The organism is Butyricicoccus sp. AM05-1, assembly GCF_003474415.1.
Classification (GTDB): domain Bacteria; phylum Bacillota; class Clostridia; order Oscillospirales; family Butyricicoccaceae; genus Agathobaculum; species Agathobaculum butyriciproducens.
Genome location: NZ_QUDG01000001.1, coordinates 666,907 through 688,667 on the forward strand (window position 1 = coordinate 666,907; position 21,761 = coordinate 688,667).

At 57.1% G+C, this 21,761-nt stretch carries 16 protein-coding genes and 1 riboswitch; of the genes, 6 read left to right on the forward strand and 10 right to left on the reverse strand.

Features of this window, described 5'->3' with window-relative positions:
* The 3 genes from aroA to DW088_RS03710 all read left to right on the forward strand — a co-directional run bounded on the left by aroA (position 1) and on the right by DW088_RS03710 (position 6,056).
* Positions 1-1,272: a 3-phosphoshikimate 1-carboxyvinyltransferase gene (gene aroA / locus DW088_RS03700; RefSeq protein ID WP_118359579.1), complete on the forward strand. Its 1,272-nt coding sequence runs from the start codon at positions 1-3 to the stop codon at positions 1,270-1,272.
* 3 nt (positions 1,273-1,275) lie between these two features.
* Complete coding sequence (locus DW088_RS03705; RefSeq protein WP_118359581.1) at positions 1,276-2,661, forward strand: shikimate kinase; 1,386 nt, start codon at positions 1,276-1,278, stop codon at positions 2,659-2,661.
* A gap of 392 nt (positions 2,662-3,053) precedes the next feature.
* Entirely contained in the window at positions 3,054-6,056 is a 3,003-nt protein-coding gene (locus DW088_RS03710; protein WP_118359583.1) for an S-layer homology domain-containing protein, read from the forward strand.
* A gap of 67 nt (positions 6,057-6,123) precedes the next feature.
* On the opposite strand, the gene brnQ is transcribed toward DW088_RS03710, so the two are convergent.
* From brnQ to DW088_RS03730, 4 genes are all read right to left on the reverse strand, one after another.
* Entirely contained in the window at positions 6,124-7,407 is a 1,284-nt protein-coding gene (gene brnQ / locus DW088_RS03715) for a branched-chain amino acid transport system II carrier protein (protein ID WP_118359585.1), read from the reverse strand.
* A 75-nt stretch (positions 7,408-7,482) separates the two neighbouring features.
* Positions 7,483-8,625 (reverse strand): tRNA guanosine(34) transglycosylase Tgt, encoded by a 1,143-nt coding sequence (gene tgt / locus DW088_RS03720; protein ID WP_118359587.1) that lies wholly within the window; start codon positions 8,623-8,625, stop codon positions 7,483-7,485.
* Between the two features lie 22 nt (positions 8,626-8,647).
* Complete coding sequence (queA, locus tag DW088_RS03725) at positions 8,648-9,673, reverse strand: tRNA preQ1(34) S-adenosylmethionine ribosyltransferase-isomerase QueA (protein ID WP_118359589.1); 1,026 nt, start codon at positions 9,671-9,673, stop codon at positions 8,648-8,650.
* 81 nt (positions 9,674-9,754) lie between these two features.
* Positions 9,755-11,461 (reverse strand): SpoIID/LytB domain-containing protein, encoded by a 1,707-nt coding sequence (locus DW088_RS03730; protein ID WP_118359591.1) that lies wholly within the window; start codon positions 11,459-11,461, stop codon positions 9,755-9,757.
* A 93-nt stretch (positions 11,462-11,554) separates the two neighbouring features.
* Positions 11,555-11,737, forward strand: a riboswitch (Lysine riboswitch).
* A gap of 221 nt (positions 11,738-11,958) precedes the next feature.
* Here DW088_RS03730 and asd point away from each other — a divergent pair.
* From asd to dapB, 3 genes are read left to right on the forward strand one after another with little or no spacing between them, the layout of a single operon-like run.
* The gene (asd, locus tag DW088_RS03735) at positions 11,959-13,041 is read left to right on the forward strand and encodes an aspartate-semialdehyde dehydrogenase (protein WP_117490632.1); all 1,083 of its coding nucleotides are present in this window, start codon (positions 11,959-11,961) and stop codon (positions 13,039-13,041) included.
* A gap of 18 nt (positions 13,042-13,059) precedes the next feature.
* Positions 13,060-13,950, forward strand: a complete 891-nt coding sequence (gene dapA, locus DW088_RS03740; protein ID WP_118359593.1) for a 4-hydroxy-tetrahydrodipicolinate synthase — start codon at positions 13,060-13,062, stop codon at positions 13,948-13,950.
* Positions 13,951-13,965: 15 nt separating this feature from the next.
* On the forward strand, positions 13,966-14,730 hold the full coding sequence (gene dapB, locus DW088_RS03745) for a 4-hydroxy-tetrahydrodipicolinate reductase (protein ID WP_118359595.1): 765 nt from the start codon (positions 13,966-13,968) through the stop codon (positions 14,728-14,730).
* A gap of 78 nt (positions 14,731-14,808) precedes the next feature.
* On the opposite strand, the gene DW088_RS03750 is transcribed toward dapB, so the two are convergent.
* From DW088_RS03750 to DW088_RS03775, 6 genes are all read right to left on the reverse strand, one after another.
* On the reverse strand, positions 14,809-16,587 hold the full coding sequence (locus DW088_RS03750; protein WP_118359597.1) for an Rqc2 family fibronectin-binding protein: 1,779 nt from the start codon (positions 16,585-16,587) through the stop codon (positions 14,809-14,811).
* A 12-nt stretch (positions 16,588-16,599) separates the two neighbouring features.
* Positions 16,600-17,376, reverse strand: a complete 777-nt coding sequence (locus DW088_RS03755; RefSeq protein ID WP_118359599.1) for a Nif3-like dinuclear metal center hexameric protein — start codon at positions 17,374-17,376, stop codon at positions 16,600-16,602.
* Positions 17,373-18,059, reverse strand: coding sequence for a tRNA (adenine(22)-N(1))-methyltransferase (locus DW088_RS03760; RefSeq protein WP_118285965.1), 687 nt, complete (start codon positions 18,057-18,059; stop codon positions 17,373-17,375). Before DW088_RS03760 ends, DW088_RS03755 begins: the two co-directional genes overlap by 4 nt.
* A gap of 63 nt (positions 18,060-18,122) precedes the next feature.
* On the reverse strand, positions 18,123-18,323 hold the full coding sequence (locus DW088_RS03765; protein WP_110436676.1) for a DUF1858 domain-containing protein: 201 nt from the start codon (positions 18,321-18,323) through the stop codon (positions 18,123-18,125).
* 391 nt (positions 18,324-18,714) lie between these two features.
* Positions 18,715-20,274 carry an oligosaccharide flippase family protein gene (locus tag DW088_RS03770; protein WP_158574601.1) on the reverse strand — a complete coding sequence of 520 codons (1,560 nt, stop codon included), beginning with the start codon at positions 20,272-20,274 and terminating at the stop codon, positions 18,715-18,717.
* Positions 20,275-20,439: 165 nt separating this feature from the next.
* Positions 20,440-21,357 (reverse strand): helix-turn-helix transcriptional regulator, encoded by a 918-nt coding sequence (locus DW088_RS03775; protein ID WP_118359603.1) that lies wholly within the window; start codon positions 21,355-21,357, stop codon positions 20,440-20,442.
* Positions 21,358-21,761 lie beyond the last annotated feature (404 nt).

Genomic DNA, 21,761 nt, shown 5'->3' on the forward strand with positions numbered 1-21,761 from the left:
ATGCAAATTCAACCCTGCGGCCCTTTGCGCGGTGAAATTACCGTGCCGGGCGACAAATCCATCTCGCACCGTGCCGTTATGCTCGGCGCACTTGCCAACGGCACCACCCACATCACCGGCTTTCTGATGGGCGAGGACTGCCTGTCCACCATTGACTGCTTCCGCAAGATGGGTGTCGAGATCAACATCACCGATGACGAGGTTATCGTGGAAGGCGTTGGTCTGCACGGTCTCGAAGCGCCGTCAGAAGCGCTGTACACCGGCAACTCCGGCACGACCACCCGCCTGCTGTGCGGCATTCTGGCCGGTCAGCCGTTCACCGTTACCATGAGCGGCGACCCGTCCATCCAGAAGCGCCCGATGGGCCGCGTGATGAAGCCGCTGCGTGAAATGGGCGCGTCCATTGAGGGCAAGAACGACAATTTCTGCCCGCTGACCCTGTTCCCGAGCGAGCTGCACGGTATTGAATACCGTCTGCCGGTAGCATCCGCTCAGCTCAAGAGCGCCATCCTGCTGGCAGGTCTGTACGCCGAGGGCCAGACGACCGTTATCGAGCCGGCTCCCTCCCGCGACCACACCGAGCGCATGTTCCGCGCACTCGGCGTTGAGATTGAGACCAGCGGCAGCACCATCACGCTCGACCCGCCGGAGGATCTCCATGCGGTCGATATTGCGGTTCCGGGCGACATTTCCTCGGCGGCGTTCTTCCTCGTTGCGGGCGCTATCGTACCGGGCAGCGAGCTGACCATCAAGAATGTCGGCGTGAACCCGACCCGCACTGGCGTTCTGGACGTTCTGCGCGACATGGGTGCGGACATCACCGAGTCGAACTTCCGCGATGAGGCCGAGCCGATGTGCGACCTGACCGTCAAGTACAGCAAGCTGCACGGCGTGGAAATCGGCGGCGCTATCATCCCGCGCCTGATCGATGAGCTGCCCGTTATCGCGGTAGCCGCTGCATTCGCTGAGGGCGAAACCGTTATCCGCGACGCGCAGGAGCTCAAGGTCAAGGAGTCCAACCGCATTGCCGCTATGGTCGCAGAGCTGACCAAGGCCGGCGTAGATGTCGAGGAGACCGACGACGGCATGATCGTGCACGGCGGTGCAAAGCCGCACGGCGCATCGTTCGAGACCTATAAGGACCACCGCATTGCGATGAGCCTTGCCGTGCTCGGTCTGGCAGCCGAGGGCGCAAGCCGCATTGACGAGCCGGAGGTCGTTGCTATCTCCTACCCCGATTTCTTCAACACCCTCGAACGTCTGGGGGACTGAGTCATGCTGCTTTCCATGGACGAATTTCGCGCTTTCGAGCCGAAAAAGACCACCTATGCCCTGTTTGGCTGGCCGCTCGGTCACACCATGAGCCCGGAGCTGCACGCGCAGCTGTTCGAAGCCTCCGGTCAGGATGCGGACTACATCGGCGTTGCCGTTCCGCCCGAGGATTTACCCGAAGCGTTCGAACTGGCCAAGCGCAAGCTCGGCGGCATCAACTGCACGATTCCGCACAAAAAGGCCGTCATCCCGCTGCTCGATGAGATTGATACTGCCGCCCGCGACCTGCACTCGGTCAACACGGTCCGCTTTGCGGACGGCAAGGCGACCGGCTTCAACACGGATATCCTCGGCTTTGCGGAGTCGCTGAACCGTGACGGCGTATCGCTCCAGGGTAAAAAGGTGCTGCTGCTCGGCTATGGCGGCGCGGCTTCCGTGATGGCATACCACTGCGTGACGCAGGGCGCGTACCTAATCATCACGGGACGCAACCTCGAGAAGGCGGAGGCACTGCAGAAGCAGCTGACCGATGCCGTTCCGGGCGCACGCATTTCCGTGTTCAGCCGCCGGCACATTCCGCGCGATATTCATATCGTGCTCAATTCCACACCGGTGGGCATGTACCCGAAGGAAAACGCGGCTCCGCTGCATTATCTGCCGCACAAGACCGAGTATGTGTTCGATGCAATCTACAATCCGCCGGTGACCTCGACTATGAAGCTCGCCAATCCGCGCAAGACCAAAACACGCGACGGACTGTTCATGCTGGTCATGCAGGCGGCGCATGCGCAGACCATCTGGACCGGCGTGACCTTTGAGCCGCAGGCGTGCGAAACCATTCTGCGCCGCACCTATGGTAAAATGGCGGTCAAGCGTCTGCACGAGAAGCATGGCAAGAAAAATCTGGTGCTGTGCGGCTTTATGGGCAGCGGCAAGACCACTATCGGCCGTAAGCTGGCGCGTCTGACCGGACTGGAATTTATTGACGCGGACATCTACCTTGAGGCGAAGGAAGGTAAGAAAATCTCCGAGATTTTCGCTGAAAAGGGCGAAGCCTATTTCCGCGACCGCGAGACCGCGTATATTAAAGAGCTGTCTCAAAGAGACGGCATCGTACTTGCGCTCGGCGGCGGCTCTGTCCTCCGTCCGGAGAATGTGGCGGCTGTCAAGGAGACCGGTCTGCTCATCTTGCTCGACACACCGTTCTACCGCATTATGAAGAACCTTTCCTATTCCACGAATCGCCCGCTGCTCGATAAGCCGGACAAGCAGGCGGAAACACACCGCCTGTACAATGCGCGCAAGGCGCTCTACCATCGAGTGGCCGATATCGCGGTGCGCAGTCCCAAGCTGTCCGAGGTTCTGGAAAAAGTAGTAAAGAGTGTGTAAGGTACTGGACAAATCCACCAGAAGCGTTTACAATTAGGGACATACTGAAAAGTATGTCCCTTAGCTTGTCGAAAAAGCAATATTTGATTTTTATGCTTCGTGCGGCAGCACGCATTCAATCGAATTTGCTTTGCAAATTCATAAATTCCGGGAGCATGGCCCAGGCCACCCTCTCTTGCCGCTATGCGGCAATTCACCTTGTGTATCTCGGAATTTATACAAGGGAAGAAAAAATGCGTCCGCGGGCCGCGGTTTTTCTTCGAGATTCGCTCGAAAGCGTGGTTTCGAGCGAGAGGCTGTTCGGAAAACGAAGTTTTTCGACAGCCTCAGGGACATACTGAAAAGTATGTCCCTTTTTTCACACCCGCAATAAAAGGAGGAACTCAAGGATTATGAGAACATCAGTCAAACGTCCCTATCGCCTGATTGCAGCCGCGCTTGCCGCTCTGCAGCTATGCGCAGGCGCTGCCGGAGCCGTTTTCGACAACAGCTTCAGCTACACCTACTCCCTCGGCAGCGGTCTGCAGTACAGCCGCACCGAGGGCAAAAACAGTGCCGGTCTGCAACGCGCGAACGTGCTGACGTACTCGCCGAACACCGGTGTCACGCCCCTCATGGTCTACGCCGATGAGCAGCTGTACGGCAGCAAGGCCACCATCACAAATGCGGTGAAATATCTGCAGAATCAGGGAAAAACCGTGCTTGGCGGCATGAATGCAGACTTTTTCGTTATGTCTACCGGCATTCCGATCGGTCTGGTCATCGACAGCGGCGAGCTCATTTCGTCCGATGCCTGGCAGTACGCGGTCGGCTTCAAGCAGGACGGCACAGCTGTCCTCGGCCGCCCGACTATGGGCATCCGCGTGAGTGGCAAGAGCGGCACGGTCAACGTGTCCTACTTCAACAAGACGCGCACGACGGCTGGCGCGTACCTGCTCGATCACAACTACGATGACTCGACGCACTTTGCAGCCAAGGGCACGAGCATTATCCTCGAGCGCGTGGATGATACACCGGTCAAGGTCAACGGCTCGGTCAAGCTCAAGGTCGTGAACAAGGGCACGGGCAGCAGTCCCATTACGATCACTAAAAACCAGATGGTGCTTACCAAGTCGGACGGCGCAAATGTGCCCTCGTGGGTGGATTTCGAGGTTGGCGAAGAAGTCACGCTGTCCATCGCAGCGAACGACAGCAGCTGGAGCGACGTGCAGTATGCGGTCGGCGGCAAGCTGCTGATGGACAACAGCACGATTACGACCGACGGCATTGACGCAGGCTCGACCCGCAGAGCACGCAGCGCAGTCGGCGTGAAAGCGGACGGCACGGTTGTTCTGTATGAAATCGACGGCAACCAGCCCTCGTACAGCGTCGGTCTGACGGCGGCAGAACTCGGTCAGGAGCTGAAGGAGCTCGGCTGTGTCCGCGCCATCTGTCTGGATGGCGGCGGCTCCTCCGCAATGGCGGTCCGCAATCCCGGCGAGAGCACCGCAGCATTGATCTCCCAGCCGTCGGACGGCTCGCAGCGCGCGTGCGCCAACTACATTTTCTTTGTCAACAACATCGCGGCGGACGGTGTGACGGCTCATGCTGTGCTCACGCCCAGCCACCGTTATGTGCTCCCGGGCGGAAGTACCTGGTTCTCGGTCAAGGGTGCAGATGCGTCTTACGCCTCGGCAGACGCACCGACCGACCTCAGCTACACGGTGAATGATGAACTGGGCACGGTCTCCGGCCAGACGTTCACCGCGGGCAGCGAGGCCGGACGTGCGACCATTACCGGCTCAAACGGCACGATTTCCGGCTTGATGAACGTGTGCATCACCACCGGTGTGGACTCGATCGCACTACAGAGCGGCGGCAAAGCGCTCAGCTCTATCTCGGTCAAGCCGAACCAGACCGTCAACGTGGATGCGCTCGCGTACCACCTCGGTCATATAATGGGAGCTGCGGATTCCTGCTTCAAGTGGAGTGTGTCCGACGATGTCGGTGCGGTAAATGCGGACGGCGTGTTCACTGCGGGCAGCCAGATGGCCTCCGGCACGCTCACCTGCTCGTATGGCAGCGTAAGCAAGTCCATCCCGATCAATGTCGGCATGGGCGATGCCCAGAGCGCTCATACCGTTGCGGATTTTGAAAACGGTCTGAACAATCTGACCGCATCGGACGGCGTAACACTCTCGCGGGTGACGGATTACACCTCGGTGGCACGCGGCACCGGTTCGCTCCAGGCGATGTGGAACGGCACCGACACGAACGGCTTTACGATTTCCGTTCCGGCGGCTGATGCTTCGAGCATGCAGTACCTGACACTGTGGGCGCGCAGCAGGAACACGGCAGGCACGCTCACGGCGGTGTTTGCCGACGCGGAAGGCAATGAGCTGACCGCTCCCCTGTCCGCTGCAACCGGCAACAGCTGGAAGCAGCTGACGGCAAGCGTGCCGGACGGCGCACAGCAGTTCACCGGTCTGCGGTTTGACAAATCCGGCGCAGGCTCCGGCGGCTCGGCGCTGTACCTCGACCAGATCGTACTGAGCGCAGATCATGCGGTGACGAATACGGATGCACCGTCGGTCAAGCTGAATACGACCTCGGCAACGGTCAGCATCGGCACAAATGCCGCGCTTTCCGGCACTGCCACCATGGAAAACGGCAAATATCCGGTCCGCGCAAGCAATATTGCGGTCAAGGTGGACGGCAAAGCCGTTTCCGGTGCAGCTGTGATGAGCGGCTCGACCATGACCATTACGACCGGCACGCTGTCTGCCGGTACGCATACCGTGACCGCTGACGTGTCCGATGATGCAGGCAACCGCACGCGCGTTTGTGCGACCGTAACCGCCGGTTCGGCATCCAACGTGTTCGCGGATACCGCGTCGCACTGGGCAAACGGCTATGCTTCCCTGCTGAGCGCACGCGGCATCATGAAGGGCGAAACCGCAAACGGCAGCACCTATTTTCGTCCGAACCGCAACCTGACTCGTCAGGAATTCGCGGTGACGATGGCGCGTCTGCTGAATCTGGATACCTCCAACACCTCCGGCACGCTCGGCTTTGCTGATGAGGACAGCATCCCGAGTTGGGCACGCGGCGCAGTTGCCGCAGTTTCGCGTGCGAACATTATGAACGGCTCGGGCAGCAACGGCAAGCTGTACTTCAACCCGCAGGCTACCATGACGCGCGCTGAGGTTATGACGGTCATCGGCCGCTGCCTGCCGCGCGGCTATGCGGCGGTCAGCCTGAATTACACGGACGCGTCCGTAATTCCAACGTGGGCGACCGAGCAAGTCAAGACCTGCGTTTCCGCCGGTGTCATCGGCGGTTACTCGGATGGTACCATCCGACCGAACGGCAATATCACCCGCGGTGAGATTGCGAAAATTCTGGCTCTGTTCTGATAGCTGCCGCGCAACCGCAATTTTACAACAAAAACACCCGTCAAGAAGAATCTTGACGGGTGTTTTCTTATGCCTTTTCAGTTTTCTTCGGAAGCAGCAAGCCAATCAGCAGACCGACCGCAGCCGGCATCAGCCAGCCGAAGCCGAGTGCGTTCAGCGGCAGTGCCCGCAGCAGCGGCGACAAAATCGGAATCGGGAATGCCGCGGCAATGCTCTGCACAGCAGTAAAGGCAATGCAGAGGCGGTAAACCGCACCGTGTTTCTCCGGCTTCGGGAGGAACGACAGCACGATCAGCACGATAGCGACCGGATAAATCGCGTTCAGCACCGGCGTGGACAGACGGATAATACCCGCCAGACCGATATTCGAAATAATCATGCTGGCCACAGCAAAAAACGCCGCAATGGCCGGATACGGAATACGCGGCAGCAGCTCATGGAAATACTGACCGACGCAGGCAATCAGGCCGACACAGGTATTGAAGCATGCAATGACGAAAATTGCGGCAAGCAGCACCTGCCCGACCGGGCCAAACAGACCTCTGGCAATATTGCTCAGCGTGTCCGCGCCAGTCGAGCCGCCCGGCCATGCCGCACCGGACAGTGCGCCAACGTGCGTCAGCATCGCGTAAATCAGAAGCAGCATTGCGCCTGCAATCCAGCCTGCACGGATGGTGCTGCGGCGCACCTGCTGTTCGTCCTCGATACCGTAATCCCGAATATTCAGCGCGATAACCGCGCCGAAATTGAGTGCCGCCAGCGTATCCATTGTCTGGTAGCCATCCAGAATGCCCGTCAGGCTCGGCAGCGAAGCGTAGTCTGCGGTCGGCACGCCGTAATGCTCTGCCACCGGATGAAACAGGCAGCCGAAAAACAGCACGAAAATCAGTACAATCAGCGTCGGACATAGAATGCGTCCGAGCCAGCTTGTCAGCTTTTCCGGGTGCAGTGCAACAAAAAACGCTGCCGCAAAGAACACGATAGAGTAAATCAGCTGCCGCATTGCATCTCCGCCGATGAGCGGCGCGAGCATTTGGAATGACGTACTCGCCGTGCGCGGGATGGCCAGACACGGACCGATCGACAGGTAAACCAGCAGCGCAAATACTTGCGCAAATCGCGGATGCACACGCCCGGCCAGCTCGGACAGCCCGCCTGCACGCGCGACAGCGATCACGCCAATAACCGGCAGACCGATCGCGCTGACCGCAAATCCGACAAAGGCCAGCCACGCGACAGTGCCCGCCTGTGCACCGAGATACGGCGGGAAAATCAGGTTTCCGGCACCGAAAAACATAGAAAATAGTGTAAAACCTACCAAAAGCAGGCTTCTTCGGCTCAACTTTTGCATAGCAGTTCTCCCCTTCCTTCTGAATAGTGATAGTGCCATCATCGCGGGACAATGGCGCTCGGGTTTGCATCCGGGTCAGATGCGTTTGCTCATTTTTTCGCTGTATTCTGCGCGATAGTCCTCGAATGTGCCATTATCGAGTGCGTCACGAATTTCCTGCATGAGGTGGTTGTAGAACCACAGATTGTGCATAACGAGCAGTCTCTGGGACAGCATTTCACCGCTCTTGAGCAAGTGGCGCAGATAGGCGCGGCTGAACCGCTGACAGGTCGGACACTGACAGCCTTCTTCGATCGGACGGTCATCGGTCTGGTACTTGGCGTTCATAATGTTCAGAATGCCGTTGTGCGTGAACAGATGACCGTGACGCGCGTTGCGGGTCGGCATAACGCAGTCGAAGAAATCAATGCCGCGGGCGACACCTTCAATAATGTTGCTCGGCGTGCCGACACCCATCAGGTAGCGCGGCTTATGCTCAGGCGCATGCGGCAGAACAACATCGAGAATATGGTACATGACCTCGGTGCTTTCACCGACGGCAAGACCGCCGATGGCATAACCCGGCAGATCCAGCTCCGCAATCGCTTCCATGTGCTCGATACGCAGGTCATCATAAGTGCCGCCCTGATTGATACCGAACAGCAGCTGGTGCGGGTTTACCGTATCCGGCAGCGTGTTCAGACGGTCAAGCTCGGTTTTACAGCGTTTGAGCCAGCGTGTGGTACGGTCAATGGAGTTTTTAACATACTCACGCGGCGCCGGATTCTCAATACACTCGTCGAACGCCATCGCAATATCCGAGCCAAGGTTGGACTGGATTCGCATGCTCTCCTCCGGTCCCATGAAAATCTTGCGGCCGTCAACGTGCGAGTGGAAGGTTACGCCTTCCTCCTTGATCTTGCGCAGGGTCGCCAGCGAAAACACCTGAAATCCGCCGGAGTCGGTCAGCATCGGACCGTCCCAGCGCATGAATTTGTGCAGACCGCCCATCTGCTTGACGATCTGGTCGCCCGGACGGACGTGCAGATGATAGGTGTTGGACAGCTCAATCTGGCAGCCAAGCTCCTTGAGGTCGAACGCGTCAACCGCACCCTTGATAGCACCCGCTGTGCCGACATTCTGGAATACCGGCGTCTGTACCACGCCATGTGCCGTGCAGAACTCGCCGCGACGGGCGCGGCCCTCGGTTTTGATTAGGTTAAATTTTCCGATTTCCATAATTCCCTCTTATCCTGTTTTATTAGTACAAAAGCATCGAATCGCCGAACGAGAAGAAACGATATTCTTCCTTAATGGCTTCCTGATATGCGTTCATGACCATTTCTCGTGTTGCGAATGCCGAAATCAGCATCATCAGCGTGCTCTCCGGCAGATGGAAGTTGGTCACAAGATGATCGACTGCCTTGAATTTATAGCCCGGATAGATGAAAATATCCGTCCAGCCGGACTGTGCGCGCACAGTACCGTCGTCAGCTGCGATGGTCTCCAGCGTGCGGGTGGCTGTTGTGCCGACCGCCCAGATCTTGCCGCCTGCGGCACGCGTATCGTTGATGATCCCCGCGGTCATCTCGTCCATGACATAATACTCGGAGTGCATGATGTGGTCGGTGATCTCATCCTCCTTGACCGGACGGAACGTACCCAGACCGACATGCAGCGTCACAAACGCCAGTTTTACTCCCTTGGCTTTCAGCGCATCAAGCAGTTCGGTCGTGAAGTGCAGGCCGGCGGTCGGTGCAGCTGCAGAGCCCGGTGTTTTGGAATAAACCGTCTGGTAGCGTTCGGGATCATCCAGCTTTTCCTTGATATACGGCGGCAGCGGCATGGTACCGAGCTTGTCGAGGATTTCCAGGAAAATGCCCTCATAGTGGAAACGGATCAGGCGGTTGCCGTCCGGCTGAACCGCCTCAACGGTTGCGGTCAGCAGGCCGTCACCGAAGGTCAGCTCTACGCCGGTGCGGGTCTTTTTACCCGGACGCGTCAGGCATTCCCACAGGCCGTCGCCCTTGTCGGTCAGCAGCAGCACCTCGATTGGCGTAACATGGCCGACAGCGTGGCCCATCAGCCGCGCCGGAATGACGCGGGAATTGTTGAACACCATGCAGTCGCCCGGCTGAACATACTCCAGCAGATCGCGGAAATGGCGGTGCGTCACCGAGCCGTCCCTGCGGTCGAGCACCATCAGGCGAGACGCGTCGCGCTGCTCCAGCGGATGCTGGGCAATCAGGCGTTCGGGCAAGTCAAAATAAAAATCGCTTTTCTTCATCACAAAGGCAAGGACGCTTTTAAGACAATATCGCCTAAGCGCCCCTGCCGTTTTTCCTCCCTTGCGTGTTGATTTTATAGATTACTCGGCAATCTCAATGCCGGTAAAGTAGAATTTCAGAATCTGGTCATAGGTGAAGCCCTTCTGCGCCATTGCGTAAGCGCCCCACTGACTCATGCCGACGCTGTGTCCCCAGCCGGAGCCGCTGAACGTATAACTGGTCGGATTGGTAACGGTCGGCGTGGTATTCGAGCCGGTATTGTCCGAATTACCGCTGTTTGTGCCCTCGTCATCGCCGGAATAGTCGCTCGTGGTTTTGACAAGCACAGTGCTGCTTGCGTTGTCAAAATCAACGTCAAAGCCGATCGCCTTGCCGATATCGCGCAGCTTGTAGTAGTTGTTGCCATTGATGATGTAGCCGTCCAGTGCGATCGTCTCGCCGTCGAGCACGATCGTCGAGGTGGATTTGCCGATTTTCTCCACCGCCGTGGACGAATCCGCAAGCTCACCGCCAACGGTCTCATACGCCGTGCCGGAGGTCAGGAGAATGCGTTCATTCTCCTTATCCCAACGGACGTTGAACTGACCTTTGGTGCCGCTCAGCAGATAGGCAATATCGCGCAGTTTGAAGTAATTGTTGCCGTACTGCGTGCCGTTTACAATGTAATAGCCCTGCGGAGATACGGTTTTGCCGTTGACCTTGACGTTATGCGTCGAAGCCTTGACCTGCAGACTGGTCTTGTTGCCCGAGCCGCCGACCGGCGTGATCGTGTAGCGAATGCTCTTGAGACCGAACACTGTGCGGACGCTGCTCCTGGAAATCGTAACCGACTTGCCGCTCGTATCCGTCACCGTCACTTCGTTTACGTTATCGGTTGCGGTGCGCTTGGTGACCTGCACATTTGCTACCTTGCCGATGGAGTAGCCTGCGGCATTCACCTTCTGCTGAATCTCATCGGCGGTGAGCGTCACCGTCCATCTGTCCTTGCTCGGGTCCTCATACGGGTCAGCCTTGCCCTTGAGGTACGCGTAATCGCCGCCCCAGACGTTCGCTGCGTCCTCGGTTGCGCCGCCGTCCGACGAATAGAAATAACCGATGACCGAGCTGCCGTTGTACGACAGTGTTTCACCCTTGGTCGCATCTACTGCCGCGTCAGAGGCCTCGGTTGCACGGTTGGCGCCCAGATACACCTGACAGTTCGTGGTGTTGCACAGGTCGTACTCACTGCCGTGCTTGTGTGTGCCCAGTGCGAACGAACGAGCACAGACTGCCTGCGCCTTCTGTGCTTCGGCAGGCCAGTCCGGGTCGATCTCGTACGGCAGAACACCCTTCACATAATCCTCCACACCCACATAGTTTATAACAGTGATGCTGCCGTTCGATGCGCGGCGGTACACAAAATCACCGTGCCACTTGTAGCCCTTGAACCACGTCAGCGCGCTGTTCGGACGGATGGCGATATGGTCTGCACCCGCTGCGGACGTATACAGCACCGAGCCGCTGTCGGTATCGCTGACCTGAAAGGCATCGTTCACCAGCTTGACGGTCAGCGCACTGCTCGTGATCGACTTGCTGCCGGAGAACGCGGTACCGCTGACGGTGCCGACCGTGTAGCCGGTTTTGCAGCCGCTAACGTTCTCGAGTTGCGGTGCCGCAAAGGCGGAAGCGCCGCTGATTGTCAGACCGACACGCAGGCGTGTATCGCTGTTTGCTGCATGTGCCGGAACAGCACCGATGCAGGTGACCGTCATCACAGCGCAAAGCAGCATGGATAACAGCTTTTTCATTTTATCAACTCCTGTTTTATTTTTTATCCTTGTTTCGCCTTGTTCTTATTGACAAACTCAAGGGTATATTCTAAAATAAAAAGCGAAAGTATCAATACAGATAGAGGTGCGGTTTTCATCAGTACCGGTTGGAAGGGTCCGCAGACCCGATAATCACCCGGGAAAGGGACCTCCGCCGAAGCCGGTGCTTGTTGCGGAAAGGCCGTGCTGGACGCCGTCGGAAAATATCCCAGCGTCTGTCATCAGCGGAAACGCCGGTGGAGAGCTATTCTGTTTAGAGCGCAGCGGTTTGTTCCGCTCCCTCTATTATAGTATAGATCATACCGGTTTTTCAACCGGTATTTTTCTTTTGAGGTAACTCCGCGCAATTCGTTTGCGGCACTTTGCGGAAAATTGCTCTTGCCGAATCATCCGAAGTCGCCTCTGGATATTCTTTCTGTATGTTTTTCATCACATAATTTCTTTGTTAGAATACCTTTTGGAAGGATTTGATAAACATGAAGCAGTACAAAGTAGGCATCGTCGGCGCGACCGGTATGGTAGGTCAGCGCTTCACCCTGCTGCTGGAAAACCACCCGTGGTTCGATGTCGTAGCACTCGCTGCATCCGGCCGAAACAAGGGCAAGACCTATGCCGAAGCTTGCGAGGGCCGCTGGAAGATGACCGTTCCGATGCCCGACAAGTACAAGGACATGGTAATGTATGATGCAACTGCTGATGCAGAGGAGATCGCCTCCAAGGTTGATTTCATCTTCTGCGCGGTAGATATGAAGAAGGATGAGATCCGCGCCCTTGAGGAGAAGTACGCAAAGCTCGAGTGCCCGGTTTGCTCCAACAACTCCGCTCACCGCGGTACCCCGGATGTTCCGATGATCATTCCGGAGATCAACGCTGACCATGCCGAGATCATTCCGGCACAGCGCAAGCGTCTGGGCACCAAGCGCGGCTTTATCGCCGTTAAGTCCAACTGCTCTATCCAGTCCTACGTTCCGGCGCTGTCCGCTCTGATGGACTTTGAGCCGACCGAGGTTTCCGTCTGCACCTATCAGGCGATCTCCGGTGCCGGCAAGACCTTCGAGACCTGGCCCGAGATGGTAGACAACGTTATTCCGTACATCGGCGGCGAGGAAGAGAAGAGCGAGAAGGAGCCGATGAAGATCTGGGGCCACATCGAGGGCGACCACATCGAGTCTGCGACCACTCCGGTTATCTCCGCACAGTGCCTGCGCGTTGCATGCTCTGACGGCCACATGGCTGCCGCTTCGGTCAAGTTTAAGAACAAGCCGAGCAAGGAAGTTATGATCGAGCGCTGGAACAACTTCAAGGGCCGCGCACAGGAACTGAACCTGCCGTCCGCTCCGGAGCACTACCTTACTTACTTTGAAGAGGATAACCGTCCGCAGACCAAGCTGGACCGCAACCTCGAGAATGGTATGGGTGTTTCCATCGGCCGTCTGCGTGAAGATACCATCTTTGATTACAAGTTTGTCAGCCTGTCGCACAACACTCTGCGCGGCGCAGCAGGCGGCGCTGTTCTGATGGCAGAGCTGCTTTGCGCCGAGGGCTACATGGACCGTTAAGGAGGTCACCGTTTTATTATGAAGAAGCCTGTTTTTACCGGTGCTGCGGTTGCTATTATCACGCCGTTCAAGTCCACCGGTGAGGTCGATTACGAGGAACTCGGCAAGATTATCGACCACCAGATTGCACATGGCACGGATGCCATCGTTGTCTGCGGCACCACCGGTGAGGCATCTGCCCTGCACGATAAGGAGCATCGCGAAGCCATTGCCTGGTGCTGTGAGTATGTCAATCACCGTGTACCGGTCGTTGCCGGCACGGGTTCCAACGACACCGCATACGCCATTGAGCTGACCAAGTTTGCAGCTGAATGCGGCGCTGATGCCGGTCTGTCGGTTACGCCGTACTATAACAAGACTACGCAGCGCGGCCTGATCGCGCACTACACCGCAATCGCAGACTGCTGCGATCTTCCGATCGTTCTGTACAACGTGCCGAGCCGTACCGGTGTATGCTTTACCGCCGATACCCTGTATGAGCTGTCCAAGCATCCGAACATCAATGGTCTCAAGGCCGCATCCGGCAATTTCAGCCTGCTGGCTGAGGCCATGGCTAAGTGCGGCGACAACCTGAATGTCTGGTCCGGCAACGACGACCAGATCGTTCCTCTGATGTCTCTCGGCGGCAAGGGCGTTATCTCGGTGCTGTCCAACGTAGCACCGCAGGTTGCACACGACATTACTCAGCTGTGCTTTGACAACCGTTATCCGGAAGCTGCTAAGCTGCAGCTGCAGTATCACGATCTGATCGACTCGCTGTTCTGCGAAGTCAACCCGATTCCGGTCAAGAAGGCTATGGAGCTGCTCGGCTGGAAGGTCGGCGGTCTGCGCCTGCCTCTGGTTGAGCCGAGCGAGGAGCACATCGCGTACATCAAGCGCGAGCTGGAAAACGCCGGCTGCAAGATCTAAAGGAGCTATAAAAAGATGTTGAAAATTGCACTTTCCGGCTGCTGCGGCCGTATGGGCCATGTCATCAACGACATTGTCAGCGGCAGAGAAGGTATGGAGATCGTTGCGGGATTTGATATCAATACGGTGCAGTATGCAGGTTTCCCGATTTTTGCCGATCCGTTCGAGTTTACCGGCGAATGCGATGTAATCATCGACTTCTCCAACGCCGCTTCTACCGAGCGCCTGCTCGATTACTGCGAGCAGCACGGCACGCCGGTCGTTATCTGCACCACGGGTCACTCTGCGGCGCAGCTGGACCGCATCCGTGCGGCTTCTGCAAAAATCGCAGTATTCCGTTCGGGCAACATGTCGCTCGGCATCAACCTGATGAGCGAGCTGCTCAAGCAGTCCGCCGCTGTTCTGGGTGACAAATACGACGTGGAGATCATTGAGAAGCACCACAACCAGAAGCTGGATGCTCCTTCGGGCACGGCTCTGATGCTGGCTGACGCAGTTGCGAGCGCACTCCCCTATGACGCGGAGTACGTTTACGACCGTCACGAGCGCCGCGAAAAGCGTCCGGCACACGAGATTGGTATCTCTGCCATCCGCGGCGGCACCATCGTCGGTGAGCACAGCGTGCTGTTCTGCGGCCGCGATGAGATCATCGAGATTAAGCACACCGCCCTATCCCGCGAGGTTTTCGCGGTCGGTGCGGTTGATGCAGCCGCTTTCATGGCCGAGCGCACCCAGCCGGGCATGTACGACATGAGCGACGTTATCGCATCCCACAAGTAAAGCAAAAGGGATTCTGTTTTCGGCAGAATCCCTTTTTTATACAAAAACCGCTCTCGAAAGTTCGAGAGCGGTTTATTTTTATTCTACGCGGAGCTTTTCTACTTCGGCTTCGTTCGGCGTGACATACGCGGTCTGGTACACATGGTAGATAACCATACCCGGCTTCGCGCCCGCAGGCTTTTTCACCTGGCGAACCGGCGTGTAGTCCACCGGAACCAGCGAGGACGAGCGTCCTCTCGAATGGTACGCCGCGATCATAGCGGCCTCGGTCATGGCCTCATCAGTCGGCTCCCTGCCATCCGTCACGAGGATAACGTGTGAGCCGTGAATCTTCTGCGTGTGGAACCAGATATCGCTCTTAAACGCGGTTTTGAGTGTCAAAAGATCGTTCTGCAGATTGTTTTTTCCCGCAAACACGTCAAATCCGTCGCTCGTGCGATAATGGAACGGCTTGGCCTGCACCGGCTTGCCGCGCAGCTTCTTGTTGCGCGTCTGCTTGGCAGAGAGCACACCGGACTGCGTGAGCTCCTCGCGCAGCTGTGCAAGATCACGCTCGTTTTCGGCTTCGCTGAGAGCAGCGAGGACACTTTCCAGATAATCCAGCTCAGCTGTGCCCTGTTCGATCTGCTGTGTGAGCACTTCCTCGGCGGTCTTGGCCTTGTTGTACAGCTTGAAATACTTCTGTGCGTTCTGCTGCGGCGTCAGGCGAACATCCAGCGTGATCTCGACCTCCGGACAGTTTTCTGCGTAGTAATCGACCACTTTCGCCTTGTTCATACCCTTTTCCAGCTGATACAGGTTCGCGGTGATGAGTTCGCCGGTGCGCTTGTACTGCTCACGGTTGTGCGTAGCCGCGAGTTCCTTTTTCTGCGCCGCCAGCTTACGGGCCACACGGTCACGCGCATTTGTGACAGTCTTGTGCAGATCACCGGTGCGGCGCTGCATACGCTCAACCTTGCCCTTTTTCTCAAAGAAGGCTGCAAGCAGCGCGCTGAAGCTGTCTGCCTGCGTGACATTCATCAGACCCTCATACTGCGTCACCGGCAGAAAGGTGAAGTCGAACACCGCACCGTCCTCGGCCTTGGTCAGCAGGAAAGGCTTGGCTCGGTCATCCTCGACATACGACATGAAATCGTCGTACACCTTGCCGAGCTGCTGACGGTTCTCGTCCGTCATGCGTGCGATTGGCTTGGCTGCGTCACCGGTCGCGCGGAAGGACAGCTCGCGGCAGAGCAGCGGCGAAAAGCCCAGAAGCTGACTGAGCAGCCAACGGTCGAGCGTCTGCCCTTCCTCGGCCTGCGATACGGCGGCGGCAAGTCCTGTGCCGGAAACCGTGAACGGGTCGTGCTTGTCCTGTGCGGGCGGCATGCGGTAAAACAGACCGGGCAAAACCTGCCGCTTGCCGGACAGGTCGCCGTCTACACGGCGCAGAGCGTCAATAATGCGGTTGTCCTCGCCGCACAGGATGACGTTGGAATGCTTGCCCATCAGCTCGCAGATGAGGTGCTTTTTGCAGGGTACACCCATTTCATCCGTCGTATCCAGTTCGATGGTGAGCATACGCTCGACCGCCGGCTGGCTCACTGCCGCAATCTTTGCGCCCTGCACATGCTTGCGCAGCAGCATGCAGAACATCGGCGGCGCCGCTGGATTCTCTCGAGCCGCGTCAATGAAATGCACGCGCGGCGAGCCTGCCGCGATCGACAGCAGCAGTCGGCGCGGACCGCCCTGACCGCCGCGTGTCTGCAGCACGATTTCATCGCGGTCCGGCTGATAGACCTTCTCTACACGACAGCCTGCCAGTACGTTATTGAGTTCATTTGTCACTGCCCGCAGGCAGATCGCATCTAATGGCATATAAATTCTTCCTTAAACAAATTGGATACAGTCCGCGTGCCGCTCGGAAACCTCGGTGAGCACCTGCGGGAATGCGGCTGTGATTTTATCGGCGAACACGGCCGCGACCGGATTTTCGGTCGGGAAGTGTCCTGCATCCACCAGAGACAGACCGATGGCCTGCGCACGCTGCATGAGATCGTAGCTGCAGTCGCCGATGACGAACGCCTGTGCGCCGCCTGCAGCGGCATAGTCCATCAGCTTGCCGCAGGCACCGCCGCCGACCGCTACGCGCGTGATCGGCTTGCCGCCGTCACAGAAGCGCACACCGCCCGCACGCAGGCATTCCTTGACATAGAGTGCAAATTCGCGCGGCTGCATTTCGCGCGACAGATCGCCCACACGACCGAGCATGCCGTTCTCGCCTGCCTCCATGCTCACCACATTGGTGAGAAACAGCGCAGATGCGAGTGCGTCATTGACACCGCCCTCCGCACAGTCTGCGTTGGTATGCATGCAGATAATAGAAATATCGTGCTTGATTGCGTAACGTAGCACTCGACCGGTCGTATCGTCCGATGTCACACGGCTGACCGAGGTGAAAATCGCCGGATGGTGTGCGACAACAAGCTGCGCACCGCGCTCAGCCGCTTCCTGCACGACCGTTTCTGTCACATCGAGCGCACAAAGCACGCTCGTGACCTCCTGCGCACGATCGCCGCACAGCAGGCCGACATTGTCCCAGCTTTCCGCCAGCTCGTAGGGAGCAAGACCCTCCATAAATGTCAAAATATCCTGAACTGTCGTCATTTCAGTTCCTCCCTTGCAGATTGGATGCACTGCACCAGCGCACGCTGGTATGCGAGACGCTTGTTCTCCGATGTACCCTGTTCCATGCCGTCCAGTGCCTTTTTCTCCCGCAGATAGAGCTGCTCAAGATAATCGGCGGCACCCTCTGCACGCAGCAAGGCCGGAGAGACAGCACATTCGGTCAACGGCATTTCCCGCTTCGGTGCACCGCCGCGTACGCTGAGAACGACGTAACGCCGTCTGTCCTCGCGGCACAGCGTTTCACGCTCGATGGCGTAGCCGTGCGCGTACAGCCACCGGCGCAGCTCGGCAATCATGGTCATCGGTTGGAGCAGCAGCAGATGGTTACCTTGGGCGGTCCACGGTGCGGCAGTCAAAATCTCTGCGATGGTCTGGCCGCCCATGCCTGCGATTGTTACGGTGTCGCATTCCTCTGCCCGCACGGCCTCCAGTCCCGGCGCAAGCCGCAGAGACAGGGATACGTTATGCTCTTTCGCATTGCGCTCCGCATGCGCCAGCGGTCCTGAACGGATATCCGAGCCGATAGCCGATGCAATATGCCCATCCAGCAGCAGTGAAATCGGCAGCTTGCCGTGATCCGTTCCGATATCCGCCAATCGAGCATTTTGCGGCACCAGAGCCGCCATACAGGCCAGCCGCGGTGTTAAAATCATACTTTCCATGTAAAACTCCAAAAAAACAGAGCCGGCAAACAATGCCAGCTCTAATTTTCTTACTCACTCGACTTATTCGCCCAGAAAAGCGTTGAGCTTGGCAACCAGTTCATCTGCATTGGTGCCGTGTACCATGCAGGCCTCCTCGATGCTCTCGCCCTGAGATGCCGGGCAGCCGAGGCAGTGCATGCCGATTTCCATAAAGAAACGAGCGGTCTCGATGTTCATATTCAGAACCTCACCAATGGTGGACTTCTTCGTAATAGCAGCCATGATATTAACCTCCTGTTGCTTTTTGTTTGTTTATAGTATACCGCAAAAATCCGTACTATTCAAGTAGTAAATAGTATTCCCTGTGAAATCGGTCAGAAAACTGCGTAAAGCAGACAAATCATGTATTCACCGAGAAGTTCCCGCTGTACGAATCATCTCCGGCTGCTGCGGAACTGCTTCATCCGGATTTTCGAGCAATGGCTGCATGAGGCTCCGGAGCACGCAAATCCGATGATACTCATACAAAAACAGAGCGTTTCACTGCTGTGAAGCGCTCTGTTTTCATTTTTAATTCCTGCAACAAAAAGCCGGCTCCTGCATTTTGCAGGCGCCGGCCTCATACATATCTGACACTTTTCCGCCTTCACACTGATAGCATTTCTCTATTTTCCTACCACAAGAATACCGGAAGGACTGCCGGATTTTCCATGCGATGTGCCAGATACCGCCCGAGACGGATGCCGAGCAGCCTCAGCACGAGCAAATACAGTATGATAGCCGACACGAGTGCTGCCGTGAGGGCGGTCACGGTGTTATCAAACCGGCAGGCGAACGTCTGCGCGAAAAAGCGAGTCCACAGAAAAACCGCAGCGCCGCAGAGCAGCGGCACGCCGAACCGCCGGAAGGGTTTCAGGCGGAACGCTGTCCGCCGGTGCAGGATGGCAAGGTTGACCGCAGCGGCGCTCGCTCCGGTCAAAAACATGGCAAGCAGGTAGCCGTAAATGCCGAGCGTTGGTCTTGCGCACCAGCGGTACAGCAACGCAAGCTGGCACAGCTCCGCAGAGATGGCGGTTGCCACGTTCCACCTTTGCAGACCGAGTGCATTGAGCAGGCTGCCGGTCGCCATCTGGTAGTAGGCCGCCACGGCTGCCGCGCCGAGCAGCGCGGCGTAGCCGCCGGTGAGCGGCTGGCGGAAAAACATCTCGCTCAGCTGCGGTGCCAGCGGCACGAGAACAGCAGTTGCCGGCATGCCGATGAGACCCACAGTCGTAACGGCACGGCCGGTCAAAACACGCACGCGTGCCTGCTCACCGACCGCCTGCGCTGCCGTGACGGCGGGCAGCAGCGCCGTGCAGACCGAGCTGACGAACGCGACCGGAAACAGCAGCAGCGGCATGGCCATGCCCGAGATCACGCCGAGCGCGGACAGCGCCTGCTCATAGTCCAGACCGGCCGCCATCAGCCTTTGCGGCAGCAAAACGGATCCTGCCGAGCCAAGCATATTCCCGATCAGCGCCGAGGCCGATAATGGCGCGGCAATGCCGAAAAACTGACCGTAAAGTTCCTTATCCGGTCTTGTGAAGCGAATATACCGCATATTTCGTCGGAACAGCCGTGTGAGGAAAAGCGCGCTGAAAATCTCGCTGCACACCATGCCCGCGAAGATGAGCATGGCAATTCTGCCATAGTCGCCGCTGCCATATTCGTACAGCAGAAAGCTGACCGCGAATATGCGGATAAGCTGCTCACCGACCTCGGAGCAGGCCGTGTACTGCACCCTTTCCAGTCCGATAAACAGCGATTTAAAAATATTTTCCACGCCGGTTAGTGCGAGACACAGCAGCATGTACGGAAACGCGCGCGCACAGCGTCCGTCACCGAGCAGGTTTGCCGCGATACTGCCGCCGCACAGCAGCACCACCGCTGTACAGGCCGCACTCAGCGCAAAAAAGGCCCGGAACGCCAACCGCAAAACCGCGCCTAAGCGATGACTCTCCCCTCTTGCTTCGCACGCCGCGCTCAGCCGCGAACACGCCGTTGTCACGCCGGACAGACAGCCTGCATTCAATACTAAATACACCGAATTGACCAGCCGATACACGCCCAGACCTTCCGCACCCGCAAAGCGGCTGAGCACCACGCGATAGACAAATCCGAGCACCTGCAGCAGCACATTTCCGCACGCGAGCACACCTGCCGCGTATAAAATCGTTCCTTTTCTGACCCGCACAGCATGACCCCATTTCACGAAATTCTATGCGGATTTCGGACGGAATATGCGTACAAAAACTCCCGCAGCAAACCGCCTGCTCTGTCCACGAGAATGCTTCTTTTTCCGCAGTTTTCCTCATTAAAAAAATCCCTGCACAGAATTCTCACTCTGTGCAGGGATTTTTTACTTGCGTTTGCGCTTAGGCTTCTCCTCGATGCCGGTGGACACAATATAATTCTGCCGGAACTTATTCGGCGGCATGCCGACGTTTTTGGTAAACTGCAGATTGAAATAGCTCTGCGTGTCATATCCCACCATCTCTGCGATACGCGTGATGGACAGGTCGGTCGTGATCAGCAGCGTCTGTGCTTCACCAATGCGGCGGCGCAGCAGATACTGCACGGGCGAATACCCGCTCATCTGCTTGAAAACATGCGATAAGTAATACGGACTGATGTGCAGCGCCTCACCCATGCTCTGCAGCGTGATCGGCTCCATATAATGCTTGTCAATATATTCCTTAATTCGTCTGCCGAGAATGTGCGGCTCCTCCAGCGGCTTTTCCGACTCCGCGTGAGAACCGGCGGTGACCGTCAGCACCGACATCAGCAGCGCGTGCATCAGCGAACTGCAGAACAACTCAGCATTCGGCTCGCCTGCCGACAGGGTGCGGAACATCATTTCAAACAGGCAGTGCAGATCAGCGAAATACTTGCCGGTCGGGAATACATAGCCCGCATCATCCGGAATGAGTGCGTTTTCGCGCAGACCGGGTATATGCAGCCCGCCGACGGCAATGCAGTAGCTGCCGACCTCCATATCCGGACCGGAAACCTCGTCGTGCACCACGCCTGCGTTGTATACGAGCAGATCACCCGGCTTGATGATGACTTTTTTATCGTGAATCAGGTATTCACTTGAACCGCTGCAAATAAGAATCAGCTCGACAAAATCCTCATGCGCATGCATGACACGCGGATGCGCGCTGGCATCCGGTCGGATTTCACTGACGTAAAGCAGCTTCGGCTGATTCTCCCCCTCAAAAATTGATTTAACTTCCTTCTCTACAAAGCACTGTACGTTCAGGCTTGCCTTCGGCATAGTTTTTTGCAGCTCCTCTCTTTCTCTGACGGTGATTTTACTCTTATAAAAGTATAGCACACGGATCCGTTGTGCGCTAGCACATATTTGCTTTTGCAGACCGCCGTATATCGTGCTTTTTTGCGGTCGGGCTGAGAATAATTATAGATTCTTGCTATTTGCAGATTCTTGTTTTTTGTTCTCGCTTATTTATTGTATAGCATATCCGACCGAGAATCTTCCGTATGTTTCTCTGCGGTTTTTCAGCTTTCGCAAACCTGCCGATTCGCCGGTCTCCGACCGGCAAAAAGCAGGATTTATAAAAACAAGCGCACAGCCTCAAACCCGCTCCGAAAAAATACTGTGCATTTTTACCGCCGCTTTTACCTCTAATATATTATATATTATGGGATTTTCGGGTGTCC